The sequence below is a fragment of the Rhodanobacter terrae genome, from assembly GCF_042657005.1.
GTDB classification, from domain to species: Bacteria; Pseudomonadota; Gammaproteobacteria; order Xanthomonadales; family Rhodanobacteraceae; genus Rhodanobacter; species Rhodanobacter terrae.
This window is the reverse complement of sequence record NZ_JBHSNG010000019.1, coordinates 23,011-36,940: the sequence shown is the minus strand read 5'-3', so window position 1 is coordinate 36,940 and position 13,930 is coordinate 23,011. Positions and strand designations below refer to the sequence as shown.

Sequence of the window (13,930 nt, the reverse complement as noted above, 5' to 3'; positions counted from 1 at the left end):
GATGCCCATCAGTGGTCATCACCGACGAAGCGAGAACAGCATGGGTAAGTCAGTAGTCATTCTTGGTGCCCAGTGGGGCGACGAAGGCAAGGGCAAGATCGTCGACCTGCTGACCGAGCGGGTCAGTGCCGTGGCCCGTTTCCAGGGTGGCCACAACGCCGGCCACACGCTAGTGATCAAGGGCAAGAAGACCGTGCTGCACCTGATCCCCTCGGGCATCCTGCGCGACGACGCGCTGTGCCTGATCGGCAACGGCGTGGTGCTGTCGCCCGAGGCGCTGATCCAGGAAATCGCCGAGCTCGAGGCCAACGGCGTCGAAGTGCGCTCGCGCCTCAAGATCAGCCCGGCCACGCCGCTGATCATGCCGTACCACATCGCCGTCGATAAGGCGCGCGAGATCGCCGCCGGCGGCAAGGCCATCGGCACCACCGGCCGCGGCATCGGCCCCGCGTACGAGGACAAAGTCGCCCGCCGCAGCGTGCGCGTGGCCGACCTGATGTACCCGCACGAGCTGCCGGCGCTGATCAAGACCGCGGTGGACTACCACAACTTCATCCTCACCCAGTGGCTGAAGGTAGAGCCGGTCGATTACGACACCGTGCTGAAAGATGCGCTGGCCTGGGGCGAGTACATCCGCCCGATGGTCGACGACGTCGCCACCATCCTGCACGACGTGCGCAAGGACGGCGGCAACATCCTGTTCGAAGGCGCGCAGGGCGCGCTGCTCGACATCGACCACGGCACCTATCCCTACGTCACCTCCAGCAACACCACCATCGGTGGCGCGCTCGCCGGCACCGGCGTGGGCGCGCGCGACATCGACTACGTGCTGGGCATCTGCAAGGCTTACGCCACCCGCGTCGGCAGCGGCCCGTTCCCGACCGAATTGAACGATGAGATGGGCGAGCGCCTGCGCAAGGTCGGCAACGAGTTCGGCGCCAGCACCGGCCGCCCGCGCCGCTGCGGCTGGATCGACCTGGTCGCGCTCAAGCGCGCCACCCAGATCAACGGCATCAACGGCCTGGCCATCACCAAGCTCGACGTGCTCGACGGCCTGGAAACCGTCAAGGTCTGCATCGCCTACGAATACCGGGGCAAGCGCCGCGAACTGGCTCCGCTCGACGCCGACGGCTGGGACGAGTGCAAGCCGGTCTACCTGGAATTCCCCGGCTGGGAAGAATCCACCGCCGGCATCCGCGACTGGAACCAGCTGCCACCCGCCGCCCGCGCCTACCTGCGCGCGGTGGAAGAGCTCTCCGGCTGCAAACTCGCCCTGGTCGCCACTGGTGCGGATCGCGACGACACCATCGTGCTGGATGATCCGTTCGCCTGATCGCCGCCACTCATAGATTGGAATCAAAGGCCCCGCATTGCGGGGCTTTTGTTGGCTGGGGCACCCACAGACAGCCATAAAGCTGGGTAGGTCACAGGCTATAATAAATAAAGTGTCTGGTATTATGGACATTTATATAAATATGTCCGATATTCGAGACATGGATACCCAAGCCCTCATGAGCGATATCGGCCAACAGATTCGACTGTTGCGCAAGCGTCGTGGCCTCACTCAAGCCGCGCTGGCCGAGCGTGCCGGCATGGCGCGTTCCAAACTGGTGCTGCTGGAACAAGGCAGCGGCTCGGTGGCATTCGAGAGCTACGCCCGCATCGCTGCGGCGCTTGATGCGGCGTTCCGTCTGGAGCCGGCGCAGCGCCCGATCTTCGAGGAACTCGCGGAGCATTACCGTGAGTAGGGGAACGGCCGCTGTCGTGCAGGCGCAAGTGTTGACGCCGCAAGGTGTAAGCGGCGATCTGCACCACGAAGCCGGTCAATACGAATTCCGTTATTCGGGCACCACACCGGATGTGGCGGTCAGCCTGACCATGCCGGTGCGACGCGATCAATACCGTGCCACGCAACTGCTGCCGATCTTCCAGCAAAGCCTGCCGGAAGGCTTTGTGCTGGAACAACTGCGCCTGCGCCTGGCCAAGCTCACCCAGCTCGATCCCATGCTGCTGCTCGCGCTTACCGGGCACGATGGTGCGATTGGCCGTCTATGCGTGCAATCGCCCGAGGTCGAACGCCTGCTCGGCAACGCGCAGACGGAAGCGAAGGGTGAACGACTGTCCGATATCCTCGCCTGGGACGGCACCGAAAACCTGTTCACCGAGCTGGTGGAACGCTACCTGTTGCGCACCGGCGTTTCCGGCGTGCAGCCCAAGGTGCTGGTACCCGAGCGCACTGACGCAGGTGCATCCAAAGCCACCCTCGTCGCCGGCGATCTGATCGTGAAAAGCGGGCAGGCCCAGTACCCGGGGCTGGCAATCAACGAATTCGTCTGCATGTCGATTGCGCGTGCCGCGAACATTCCCGTGCCCGAGTTCTTTCTATCCGACAGGCATGATTTGTTCGTGATGCGACGCTTCGATCGCGATGCGCAAGGCATGCCGCTCGGCTTTGAGGACATGGCCACGCTGATGGGTCTGGGCACGCAACAGAAGTACGAAGGCAGCTACGAGCGCCTGACCAAGGTCATCCGCAACAACTGCCCGGCCGAAAACGTACGGGCCGCACTGACCCAGCTGTTCGATACCGTGGCGCTGTCGGTGATCGTGGGTAACGGCGATGCCCATCTGAAAAATTTCGGTCTGCTCTATACCCACCCCGCCGTGGCCGACTGTCGCATGGCGCCGGCTTACGACATCGTCAACACCACCGCGTACCTTCCCGACGATGCACTGGCGCTGACTCTCAGCGGCAGCAAGAGTTTTCAGGCTGCGCGTCTGCATCTGCTGGAGTTGGCCGCACGCTGCGACATCGAACAACCGCGTGAACGCATCGGACACCTGCTGATAGCCTGCGCTCAGCAGCTGCAAACCCATGCTGACCTGCTCGATGAAGTGCCCGCCGTGAAGCAGGCCTTGCACCACTGCATGCAGCGAATGGAAGCGGGGTTCAGTCGCCCACTGGCACCACGCTGATTTCGGCAGCCATGTTGCGGGCCCTGCATGCGGCCTTGACGGAAGCCATGCTGACGGGAGCACCTGACCGGGGTCGGGAAAAATGTCGGGCAGAGTGTGGGGGAAAATCCTGGCTGCCGACTATGCCGCCGAATCGATGATCTCCTTCAGCGTCTGCTCCACCGCGCGCGCCGCCTCGGTAATCCGCGGGTCGTCGGAGATCAGCGACAACTGCGCGGTCGGCTGCACCATGCCGATCCAGGTCTTGCCGTGATCCTCGTAGGTCGAGATGCGGCAGGGCAGCGCCATGTTCAGCGACATGTCCATGCCCAGCACCTCCGCCGCCTGCCGCGAGTTGCAGACCTCCATCACCAGGCACTCGTTGGGCAGGTCGAAGCCCTTGTCGGCCAGCGTCGCCACCACGCGGCCGCAGGCAACGATCTCGCCGCGTGCGACCCGCAGGCGTCATGATCGACCTGCCGATACCAATCCCAGGGGGCAACATGACTGCACTTACCGACCGCTTCAGCCGCGCCGTCGACTACGCCCGCATCGCCCACGCCGCGCAGTTCCGCAAGGGCTCCCGCATTCCGTACATCTACCACCTGCTCGGCGTGGCCAGCCTGGTGATCGAGTTCGGCGGCAGCGAAGACCAGGCCATCGCCGGCCTGCTGCACGACACCCTAGATGATTGCGGCGCCGCGCACGAAGCAATGATCCGCGTGGAGTTCGGCGACACCGTCGCCAACATCGTCAAGGACTGCACGGACGGCACCGCCGAAGGCAAGGCCAGCCACACCGACCCCGACGCCAAGCGCCGCGACTGGATCGAACGCAAGCTCGCCTACCTCGCGCACCTGCGGGCGGCATCCGAGCAGACCTTGCTGGTCTCCGCCTGCGACAAGCTGCACAACGCGCGGGCCATCGCGCAGGACTTGGAGAATCCGGACGTGGACACGCGCGTGTTCGAGCGTTTTACCGGCGGGCGCGAGGGCACGCTGGGCTACTATCAGGCGCTGGCGGAAATCTTTTCCGCGCGCAACGTACCGGCTGCCAGGGTGCTCGATGCGACGGTGGAGTGGATGCATGAGCTGGCGGGGGCGGGCTCGCGCGTAGCGCTTGCTGTCACCTCGATGGGGTGATCGCCGGCTGACAACCGTGATAGGTGGGAAGGCCCCGCATCGCTGGGGTATTTCGCTTGCCGAAGCCGGTCGACGCAGTACAGACTTGGAGTTCTTCTGCGCCGCCTCATGGCGGCGCACGGTAGTCGCGGCTTTGCGATTGCCGGGATGTTGCGTGACTTTGCATTTCATTGGACCAAGATGGCCATCAAGAAATCCGAGCTCTATTCCTCTCTCTGGGCCAGCTGCGACGCCTTGCGCGGCGGCATGGATGCCAGCCAGTACAAGGATTACGTGCTGGTGCTGCTGTTCATCAAGTACGTCAGCGACAAGTACGCCGGCGTGCCGTTTGCGGCGATCACGGTGCCCGAAGGTGCCAGCTTCAAGGACATGATCGCGCTGAAGGGCAAGAGCGACATCGGCGACCAGATCAACAAGAAGATCATCGGGCCGCTGAAGGACGCCAACCGGCTGTCCGAGATGCCGGACTTCTATGACGCTACCAAGTTGGGCAGCGGCAAGGAGATGGTCGACAAGCTCACCGACCTGATCAGCATCTTCGAGAACAAGGCGCTGGATTTCTCGAAGAACCGTGCCGAGGGCGACGACATCCTCGGAGATGCCTACGAATACCTGATGCGTCACTTCGCCACCGAGAGCGGCAAGAGCAAGGGCCAGTTCTACACGCCGGCCGAAGTCAGCCGGATCATGGCGCAGGTGCTCGGCATCCGCGACGCGAAAACCAGCAACGCCACCACCGTGTATGACCCGACATGCGGCTCGGGATCGCTGCTGCTGAAAGTGGCCGATGAGGCGCGCAGCAAGCTGACCATCTACGGCCAGGAAAAAGACGCCACCACCGCCGGCCTGGCGCGCATGAACATGATCCTGCACGACAACGCCGAAGCGCAGATCGTGCAGGGCAATACGCTGACCGACCCGAAGTTCATGGACAAGGGTGCGTTGCGCACGTTCGATTACGTGGTCGCCAATCCGCCGTTCTCCGACAAGCGCTGGAGCACCGGCCTCGATCCGCTCAACGACCCATTCGAGCGCTTTGCGTCCTTCGGCACGCCGCCGGCCAAGCAGGGCGACTATGCCTACCTGCTGCACATCGTGCGTTCGCTCAAGAGCACCGGCAAGGGCGCGTGCATCCTGCCGCATGGTGTGCTGTTTCGCGGCAACGCCGAGGCCGAGATTCGCCGCAACCTGGTGCGCAAGGGCTACATCGCCGGCATCATCGGCCTGCCGGCCAATCTGTTCTACGGCACCGGCATTCCCGCCTGCATCGTGTTCGTCGACAAGCACGGCGCGCATGCGCGCAAGGGCATCTTCATGCTCGACGCCAGCAGCGGCTTCATGAAGGACGGCCCGAAGAACCGCCTGCGCTCGCGCGACGTGCACCAGATCGTCGACGTGTTCACGCGGCGGCTGGATATCCCGAAGTATTCGCGCATGGTGCCATTCGCCGAGATCGAGAAGAACGACTACAACCTCAACCTGCCGCGCTACATCGACAGTCAGCAGGCCGAGGACCAGCAGGATATCGAAGGCCATCTCAAGGGCGGCATCCCGCTCGCCGACGTCGACGCGTTGCAGCGTTACTGGGAGGTCTGCCCCGACCTGCGCAAGACGCTGTTCAAACCCAACCGCACCGGTTACGTGGACCTGGCCGTCGACAAGGCCGCGATCAAGTCCACCATCTACGAACACCCGCAGTTCGCCGCCTTCATCGACGGCATGAATACCCATTTCGATCGCTGGCGCAAGAAAAGTGCCGCTGCGCTCAAATCACTCGATGCCGGCTGTCACCCCAAGGACGTGATTGCCAACTTGTCGGAAAAACTGCTGGCGCATTACACCGGCCAGCCGTTGATCAATGGCTACGATGTCTACCAGCACCTGATGGACTATTGGGCCGAGACGATGCAGGACGACCTGTACCTCATCGCCGCGGACGACTGGAAGACCAGCACCTATCGGGTGATCGAGCAGAAGAAAAACAAGGACGGCAAGGTCACGAAGGAAGTGGACAAGGGCTGGGCCTGCGATCTGCTGCCGAAGTCGCTGATCGTGGCGCGCTACTTTGCCGCTGAGAAGGCGGCTGTCGATCAGCTTGCCACCGATGTCGAAGTCACCGAGGCGCAACTGACCGAGCTGGAAGAAGAACACAGCGGTGAGGATGCGGTGTTCTCCGGCTTCGACAAAATTAATACGAAAGCGGTGAAAGAGCGGCTGGACGAGATCGGCGACGACCGCGAAGCACGCGACGAGATCGCGGTGCTCAAGCGCTGGCAGAAGCTGGATCGCGAGAAGGCGGCGTTGAAGAAGCAGCTCAAAGAGGCCGAGGCGGCGCTGGATGCGGCGGCTTATGCGAAGTATCCGCAGCTTTCCGAGGGCGAGATCAAGACGTTGGCGGTGGACGACAAATGGCTGGGGGCGCTGGCCGTCGCCATTCACGGTGAGATGGATCGGATCAGCCAAGGGCTGACGCGGCGTGTGCGGGAATTGGTCGAGCGTTACGAAGCGCGGTTGCCGCAGATCGTGAATCGATTGGCCCCGTTGCAGACCAAGGTCGACACCCATCTTCAGCGGATGGGTTTTGCATGGAAGTGAAAGAGGCCTGTGCAACTTACGATGCACCGATCACCATGTCAGCGGGATACAAGCAGACTGAGGTTGGGATTATTCCTGAAGATTGGACTATTGCTAGTCTTTCTACGATTTCGGCTTTTATCACCAAGGGCGCAACACCAACCACGTATGGCTTCAAATGGGAGCAAGAGGGGATTCTATTCCTGCGTAGCGAATGCGTGGCAGAGGATGGTCTAGACCTCTCGCAGTCTATGCGCATCTCAGATGCGGCACACGCGACTCTTGGCCGAAGCCAAGTTACTGATGGTGACATCCTCGTTACGATCACAGGCAATGTAGGTCGTGCAATTTTCTTTCGTAGCGTAGAACCTGCGAATATCAATCAACACATTGCTAGAGTCCGGATTCGCGCGAATACGAAGGCCGATTTCGTCTATCACTTTCTTACACTTCCACAGTGTCGCGCTCGGTTTAACTCCATTACGACCGGCCAAGCTTATCCGCAGATCAGCCTAAAGCAGGTACGTGAAGCACCGATCGCGATCCCCCCGTCCAGAGCCGAGCAAGAAGCCATCGCCGAGGCCTTGAGCGATGCGGATGCGCTGATCGAATCGCTGGAACAGCTCATCGCCAAGAAGCGCCAGATCAAGCAAGGCACCATGCAGGCCTTGCTGACCGGCAAGCAGCGCTTGCCGAGTTTCGACGGCAAATGGCACCGGAAGGCCTTGAGCGAGCTGTTTGATTTCAGTGGAGGTTATTCCGCATCGCGCGATCAACTGTCGACGGAAGGGCACTGCTATCTGCATTACGGCGATATCCACATGTCAACAAAGTCATTCGTTGATGTCACAGCAGAGCGCCAAGAGCTGCCAAAGCTGGATATTTCGCTCAACAAGGTCAATGCCAATTCGCTGCTCAAGGATGGCGATGTAGTCTTTGTGGACGCATCCGAAGACGATGATGGAACGAGCAAGCACGTCGTCATCATCAATAGAGACAACGCGCCGTTCATTTCCGGTCTCCATACGATTGTTGCCAAAAGCAAGACAGATGAGCTTGACCATGCGTTCCGGCGTTACTGCTTTCAAACGTCTGACATCAAGCAGCAGTTCCGTTTCTTTGCCGTAGGTACGAAAGTTTCTGGTGTCAGCAAGTCCAATATCGGAAAGATTGAGCTTTCTATGCCGCCAAGCGATGAGCAGCGTGCCATCGCCACGATCCTCACCGACATGGACACCGAACTCGCTGAATTGGAAACCCGCCTCACAAAAACCCGCCAACTCAAGCAAGGCATGATGCAGGAGCTGCTCACCGGAAGGATTCGACTGGTTCAACCAGCCTCGAATGTCATTCCACTTCCTGAGAAGACGGAAACTCGAATTGCTACCGCAAGATCTCACAACCGGCAGATCAATGAGGCGATAGTGATCGCCGCGCTCGTCAACCAGTTTGGTTCTGAAGATTGGCCGCTGGCTCGTGTGCGTCGTACCAAGCTGGCCTACCTGCTGCATCGTCACGCCGAGGGTCGCGCGGATGGTTTTCTCAAGAAAGCTGCAGGCCCGTACGACCCCAGGACGCGATACAAGGGGCCTGAAGGCATCGCGTTGAAGAAAGCCTATGTTCGATCGCTCCACAACGGCACCTATGAAGGGTTCGTTGCTTCGAAAAATATTTCCGAAGCCGAGGCCTACTTCGAGAAGTGGTACGGTGCCGACGTGGTGGCTTGGCTGGAGCAGTTCCGCCTGCGGAAAACCGACGAACTGGAATTGCTGACGACCGTGGACATGGCCGTGGAAGACCTTCGGCGTGAAGGCAAGTCGATCAGCGTGGATTCGGTAAAGCAGTTGATCCAGGACAACCCCGAGTGGAAGCCGAAACTCGATCGGCCTGCCTTTTCCGATGCCGCCATCGCTGGTGCTCTGGCGGAATGCCAGACCCTGTTCGCGTCTTAGGCGATGGCGCGCTCTGCACGCTGGGCTTGTGGCTGGAAGCTTCGGCAGGCACTGACTGACCTCCCACGAGCCTACCTTTTGCACTTGGCATCCTCACAGGATTTCACTTGGCGAAGCGCGCCGGTAAAGATGATTTTTCGCTCATCCTTTCATAAAACCATGTTTTTGTTGGCTACTATGCGGTAGATTAAAGATCCTTTGAGCTGCTCTTACGGATCTTTCCGCGCATGGCTCGCTTTGTTCACCACGACCTTCGTTTGCTGAATCCGTCGTTCAGCTCGCCCTTGCTGGACGTGCTGACGGAGTTGGAGCATCTGCGCCGGCTGGAGCTACGCGGCACCACGCCGGTGCCGGTGTTCATGCAGCTCAAGGCGGTGTTCCACCTGCTGGAAAGCCTGGCCTCGGCGCGCATCGAGGGCAACCACACCACGCTGGCCGACTATGTGGAGCGCAAGGTGGCCGGCACCGAGGCCGGCGACGACGAAGCGCACGAGATCGGCAACATCGAGGAGGCGATGGGCGAGGTGGAGCAGGCCATCACGCCGGGCGCGCCGATCAGCGAGCACTTCATCCGGCAATTGCACAGCATGACGGTGGACGGGCTGCAGCGTGAGGGCGACCGCACGCCGGGTGCCTGGCGTACCGGGCCGGTGGCGATCGCTCAGGCCGAGCATCGGCCGCCGGAAGCCATCGACGTGCCGGCCTACATGCAGGAGCTGGTGGCCTTCATCAACCGCGACGATCCGCCGAAGTACGGCTTGATGAAGGTGGCGCTGGCGCATCACCGCTTTACCTGGGTACACCCATTCAGCAATGGCAATGGCCGGGTGGTGCGGCTGCTCACTTACGCGTTGCTGATCAAGTACGGCTTTCGCGTGCAGACCGGCGGGCGCGTGCTGAATCCGGCCGCGGTGTTCTGCACCGACCGCGAGCGCTACTACGCCATGCTGGCGCGCGCCGACGAGGGCACGGACGAAGGGTTGGAAGACTGGTGCACCTACGTGCTGTCCGGCGTGCTGGATGAATTGCGCAAGGTGGACAGCCTTGCCGATTACGGCTACCTGACGCGCGAGATCCTGTTGCCTGCGCTGGCTCATGCGCGTCAGCGGCAGTGGGTCACCACGCCGGAAGAGGCAGTGCTCGCCCTCACGGCCCGCAAGGGCGTGGTGAAGGCGGCTGATCTTTCCGACGCCATGCCGAAGCTCAACGCCGCTCAGCGGACTTATCAGATTCGCAAGATGGTCCAGAGCGGCATGCTGCAACCGGTGCAGCAGGGTGCGCGGCAATACGTGCTGGGCTTTACCAACAATTACCTGCTGCGTGGCGTGATCCAGGCGCTGACGCAATCGGGCTTCATCCCGGCCAGCGTCAGCGCGCCACCGGTGCCTGCGAAAGACGTTTGAAGGGGAAGGGCATGGATGACATCAGCAAGCCGGAACGCGTGACGCAGCGTCGTGTGATTGCGCTGTTTCGCGACGAGCTGAAATACGACTATCTCGGTGACTGGAGTGACCGCGAGAACAACCGGAATATCGAGGACGACTTGCTGACCGCCTGGCTTGCTCGACGCGGTTACAGCCTCGCGCAGATTGCCGTCGCCCTGCACAAGTTGCACACCGAAGCCGACAACCCCGCCCGCACGCTGTACGAGAACAACAAGGCGGTTTATCAGTTGCTGCGCTACGGCGTGCCGGTGAAGACCGAGGCGGGCCAGGTAACCGAGTTGGTGCGCCTGATCGACTGGGCCCAACCGGGGGCGAATCATTTTGCGATCGCCGAAGAAGTTACCCTGAAGGGTGGCCTTGAGCGGCGACCCGACCTGGTGCTGTATGTCAATGGCATCGCCGTCGCGGTGATCGAGCTGAAGAACAGCCGGGTCAGCATCGGCGACGGTATCCGTCAGTTGTTGTCCAACCAGCAGCCGGCGTTCAATGCATGGTTTTTCAGCACGGTGCAGTTCGTGTTTGCCGGTAGCGATTCGGAAGGTCTGCAGTACGGCACCATCGCCACGCCGGAGAAGTTCTTCCTGAAGTGGAAGGAAGACGAGGCCGACGACAGCCGCTACAAGCTGGACAAGTACCTGCTGAAGATGTGCCGCAAAGATCGGTTGATCGAGCTGATCCACGATTTCGTGCTGTTCGACGGCGGCATCAGGAAGGTGCCGCGAGTGCACCAGTATTTCGGCATCAAGGCCGCGCAGCAGCACGCCCACCAGCGCAAGGGCGGCATCATCTGGCACACCCAGGGCAGCGGCAAGAGCATCGTGATGGTGCTGCTGGCCAGGTGGCTGCTGCAGGACAGCCCGCATGCCCGCGTGGTGGTGATCACCGACCGCGACGAACTGGACAAGCAGATCGAGCGGGTATTCCACGATGCGGGCGAGAAGATCTATCGCACCAGCAGCGGGCGCGACCTGATGCACCAGCTCGGCCAGGCCGCACCCCGCCTGCTGTGTTCGCTGGTGCACAAATTCGGCCGGCGCGACGTGGACGATTTCGACAAGTTCATCGCCGACCTGGAGGGCCAACCCAGCGCGACGGTGGGCGAAGTGTTCGTGTTCGTGGACGAGTGTCATCGCACGCAGAGCGGCAAGTTGCACAAGGTGATGACGGCGATGATGCCGAACGCGGTATTCGTCGGCTTCACCGGCACGCCGCTGTTGAAGAAAGACAAGCAGACCAGCCTGGAAGTGTTTGGCGGCTACATCCATACCTACAAGTTCAGCGAAGCGGTGCAGGATGAGGTGGTGTTGGATCTGGTCTACGAGGCGCGCGATATCGACCAGCAGCTGGGCTCCCCCGAAAAGATCGACCAATGGTTCGAGGCCAAGACCAAGGGTCTGAACGACTGGCAGAAGGACGAGTTGAAGAAAACCTGGGGCACCTTGCAGCGCGTGCTCAGCTCCCGCTCCCGCATGGAGCGGGTGGTCGAGGACATGGTGTTCGACTTCAGCGTGAAGCCACGGCTTTCCAGCGAGCGGGGCAATGCCATCCTGGTGGCGCGCAGCATTCTGGACGCCTGCAATTACTTCAACTTGTTCCAGCAGACGCCGCTCGAGGGTCGCTGTGCGGTGGTGACGTCGTACAACCCGCAGACGAAGGACGTGACGCTGGAGGAAACCGGTGCCAACAACGACACCGACAAGCAGGTTATCTACAAGACCTATACCGATCTGCTGAAAGATGTGGAAGCGCAGCCGGGCAAGAGCAAGACGGAAACCTACGAGGATCGCGCCAAGAAGCTGTTCGTCGAGCAGCCATCCAACATGCGGCTGCTGATCGTGGTGGACAAGCTGCTGACCGGCTTCGATGCGCCGCCATGCACGTATCTCTACATCGACAAGTCGATGCAGGATCACGGGTTGTTCCAGGCGATCTGCCGCACCAACCGGCTCGACGGCGACGACAAGGACTTCGGCTACATCGTCGACTACAAGGATCTGTTCAAGAAACTGGTGAACGAGCAGGGCACCGGTGCGCTGCAGGTGTATTCGTCCGAGCTGGACCACAGTGCGGGCGGTGTCGACCCGGAAGTGCTGATGCAGGATCGTCTGGAGAAAGGTCGCGAGCGACTGGACGCGGCGCTTGAGGCGCTGGTGCTGTTGTGCGAGCCGGTCGAACCACCGAAAAACGATCTGGACCACATCCGTTATTTCTGTGGCAACACGGAAATACCTGCCGACCTGAAAGAGCGCGAGCCACGCCGGGTGGCGCTATACAAGGCGGCAGTGGCGTTGCTGCGCGCCTACGGCAATCTCGCGGACGACCTGTCCGGGGCGGGTTACGACGGCGGCGACATCAAACGCATCAAGGGCGACATCAAGCGCTTTACCGACCTTCGCGAAGTCATTCGCCGGGCCAGCGGCGAGACGCTTGATCTGAAGCCGTACGAGGCGGACATGCGCCACCTCATCGACACCTATATCGAGGCGAAGGCACCCCGAAAGATTTCTCCGTTCGACGATCTCGGGCTGCTGGACCTGATCGCCAGGAGCGGGATGGCCGAGGCGGTCAGCACGCTGCCCGAGGGCATCAAGGGCAGCAAGGACGCGGTAGCCGAAACCATCGAGAACAATGTCCGCAGCAAGATCATCCAGGAGCATCTGAACAATCCGGCGTACTACGCCAAGATGTCAGCGTTGCTGGACGAAGTGATCAAGTTCCGCAAGGAACAGGCGGACAAGTACGAGGACTATCTAAAGAAAATCGCTGACCTCGTCGGAAAGGTGCAGGCCGGTCATGCTGATGACATTCCGGAAGCGTTGAAACGCAGCGTGGGATTGCGGGCGATCTACGACAACCTCAGGATGCAGCCGGCTCCAGCTGCAGCGATGAATCTCCAGGATGAGGCTGGCCCGTTGCCGATGCCCGATCCAAGGCTGAAACTGGCAGTCGACATCGACGAGGCGGTCAGGCGCGAGCGCCATGCGGACTGGCGTGGGAATACTGCCAAGGAGAATCACATCAAGCGTGAGGCCTTGCTGCCTCTGCTGGGCAACGACGTGACCGAGGCGGAGCGCCTGTTCGACATCATCAAGCAGCAGCCGGAATACTGATGATCACCAGGCTCGACCTCGGCAGCATCCATGTGGATGTGGTTCGGAAGAACATCAAGAACATCCATCTCGGCGTGTACCCGCCGACCGGCAAGGTGCGCATTGCCGCGCCCGAGTGGATGGAGCTGGATGCGATCCGGCTGTTTGCCATCAACAAGCTGGCCTGGATCAGGCAGCAACAGAAGAAGCTGCTTGCGCAAGAACGGGAAACGCCGCGCGAATACCTTGAACGCGAAAGCCACTATGTTTGGGGACGGCGCTACTTGCTGCAGATCGTCGAAGTGGGAGCGCGTCCTTCGGTCCGGCTGATGCACAAGCACCTGCGGTTGCAGGTTCGTCCCGGCACGAGCGTGAAAAAGCGCGAAGTGCTGCTGGCTGACTGGTACCGCAGCAACTTGAAGCTTGCTGTGCCGGCGTTGCTGGCAAAGTGGGCGCCGATCGTTGGCGTACGTGCCGAGCACTTTTACGTGCAGCGCATGAAAACGAAGTGGGGCAGTTGTAACCCAACGGCACGGAACATCCGGCTCAATACCGAATTGGCCAAGAAGCCGCCCGAGTGCCTCGAATACATCGTTGTTCACGAACTCGTACATCTGCGCGAGCCGACCCATAACGATCGATTCATCGCGTTGATGAACAGACTGATGCCCCACTGGCGTGATTGCCGCGACATGCTCAATCGCCTGCCGGTGCGCAATGAGCATTGGGATTATTGATAGAGCGTATTGACCTCGGCTTCGCGTCCTTGACGT

General features: G+C 61.0%; 10 protein-coding genes. 9 read left to right on the top strand and 1 reads right to left on the bottom strand.

The genetic code is table 11. From position 1 onward, the window contains the following. The first annotated feature begins 40 nt into the window (after positions 1 to 40). The 3 genes from ACFPPB_RS15365 to ACFPPB_RS15355 all read left to right on the top strand — a co-directional run bounded on the left by ACFPPB_RS15365 (position 41) and on the right by ACFPPB_RS15355 (position 2,976). On the top strand, positions 41 to 1,333 hold the full coding sequence (locus ACFPPB_RS15365; RefSeq protein WP_377328646.1) for an adenylosuccinate synthase: 1,293 nt from the start codon (positions 41 to 43) through the stop codon (positions 1,331 to 1,333). 178 nt (positions 1,334 to 1,511) lie between these two features. Beyond that, complete coding sequence (locus ACFPPB_RS15360) at positions 1,512 to 1,748, top strand: helix-turn-helix domain-containing protein (protein WP_377328644.1); 237 nt, start codon at positions 1,512 to 1,514, stop codon at positions 1,746 to 1,748. Then, a complete protein-coding gene (locus tag ACFPPB_RS15355; protein WP_377328642.1) occupies positions 1,741 to 2,976 on the top strand; it encodes a type II toxin-antitoxin system HipA family toxin in 1,236 nt (411 codons plus the stop codon). The genes ACFPPB_RS15360 and ACFPPB_RS15355 overlap by 8 nt, the downstream gene beginning before the upstream one ends. A gap of 120 nt (positions 2,977 to 3,096) precedes the next feature. Here ACFPPB_RS15355 and ACFPPB_RS15350 read toward each other — a convergent pair whose 3' ends face one another. Then, a complete protein-coding gene (locus ACFPPB_RS15350; RefSeq protein WP_377328640.1) occupies positions 3,097 to 3,378 on the bottom strand; it encodes a DUF302 domain-containing protein in 282 nt (93 codons plus the stop codon). An 80-nt stretch (positions 3,379 to 3,458) separates the two neighbouring features. Between ACFPPB_RS15350 and ACFPPB_RS15345 the strand changes: the two genes are divergently transcribed. The 6 genes from ACFPPB_RS15345 (at position 3,459) to ACFPPB_RS15320 (ending at position 13,894) form a co-directional block, all read left to right on the top strand. Further along, positions 3,459 to 4,097 (top strand): HD domain-containing protein, encoded by a 639-nt coding sequence (locus tag ACFPPB_RS15345; RefSeq protein ID WP_377328638.1) that lies wholly within the window; start codon positions 3,459 to 3,461, stop codon positions 4,095 to 4,097. Positions 4,098 to 4,277: 180 nt separating this feature from the next. Then, positions 4,278 to 6,692 carry a type I restriction-modification system subunit M gene (locus tag ACFPPB_RS15340; protein WP_377328636.1) on the top strand — a complete coding sequence of 805 codons (2,415 nt, stop codon included), beginning with the start codon at positions 4,278 to 4,280 and terminating at the stop codon, positions 6,690 to 6,692. Beyond that, positions 6,683 to 8,623, top strand: coding sequence for a restriction endonuclease subunit S (locus ACFPPB_RS15335; RefSeq protein ID WP_377328634.1), 1,941 nt, complete (start codon positions 6,683 to 6,685; stop codon positions 8,621 to 8,623). The genes ACFPPB_RS15340 and ACFPPB_RS15335 overlap by 10 nt, the downstream gene beginning before the upstream one ends. A 227-nt stretch (positions 8,624 to 8,850) precedes the next feature. Continuing rightward, positions 8,851 to 10,026 (top strand): Fic family protein, encoded by a 1,176-nt coding sequence (locus tag ACFPPB_RS15330; protein ID WP_377328632.1) that lies wholly within the window; start codon positions 8,851 to 8,853, stop codon positions 10,024 to 10,026. An 11-nt stretch (positions 10,027 to 10,037) separates the two neighbouring features. Continuing rightward, a complete protein-coding gene (locus tag ACFPPB_RS15325) occupies positions 10,038 to 13,178 on the top strand; it encodes a type I restriction endonuclease subunit R (protein ID WP_377328630.1) in 3,141 nt (1,046 codons plus the stop codon). Further along, positions 13,178 to 13,894 carry a M48 family metallopeptidase gene (locus ACFPPB_RS15320; RefSeq protein ID WP_377328628.1) on the top strand — a complete coding sequence of 239 codons (717 nt, stop codon included), beginning with the start codon at positions 13,178 to 13,180 and terminating at the stop codon, positions 13,892 to 13,894. The genes ACFPPB_RS15325 and ACFPPB_RS15320 overlap by 1 nt, the downstream gene beginning before the upstream one ends. The last annotated feature ends 36 nt before the right edge of the window (positions 13,895 to 13,930 follow it).

Excerpts from the sequence above, each read along its gene's own strand:
- ACFPPB_RS15335 (WP_377328634.1), top strand. The coding sequence starts at position 6,683 with ATGGAAGTGAAAGAGGCCTGTGCAACTTACGATGCACCGATCACCATG.
- ACFPPB_RS15360 (WP_377328644.1), top strand. The coding sequence starts at position 1,512 with ATGAGCGATATCGGCCAACAGATTCGACTGTTGCGCAAGCGTCGTGGC.
- ACFPPB_RS15325 (WP_377328630.1), top strand. The coding sequence starts at position 10,038 with ATGGATGACATCAGCAAGCCGGAACGCGTGACGCAGCGTCGTGTGATT.
- ACFPPB_RS15340 (WP_377328636.1), top strand. The coding sequence starts at position 4,278 with ATGGCCATCAAGAAATCCGAGCTCTATTCCTCTCTCTGGGCCAGCTGC.
- ACFPPB_RS15365 (WP_377328646.1), top strand. The coding sequence starts at position 41 with ATGGGTAAGTCAGTAGTCATTCTTGGTGCCCAGTGGGGCGACGAAGGC.
- ACFPPB_RS15330 (WP_377328632.1), top strand. The coding sequence starts at position 8,851 with ATGGCTCGCTTTGTTCACCACGACCTTCGTTTGCTGAATCCGTCGTTC.
- ACFPPB_RS15345 (WP_377328638.1), top strand. The coding sequence starts at position 3,459 with ATGACTGCACTTACCGACCGCTTCAGCCGCGCCGTCGACTACGCCCGC.
- ACFPPB_RS15320 (WP_377328628.1), top strand. The coding sequence starts at position 13,178 with ATGATCACCAGGCTCGACCTCGGCAGCATCCATGTGGATGTGGTTCGG.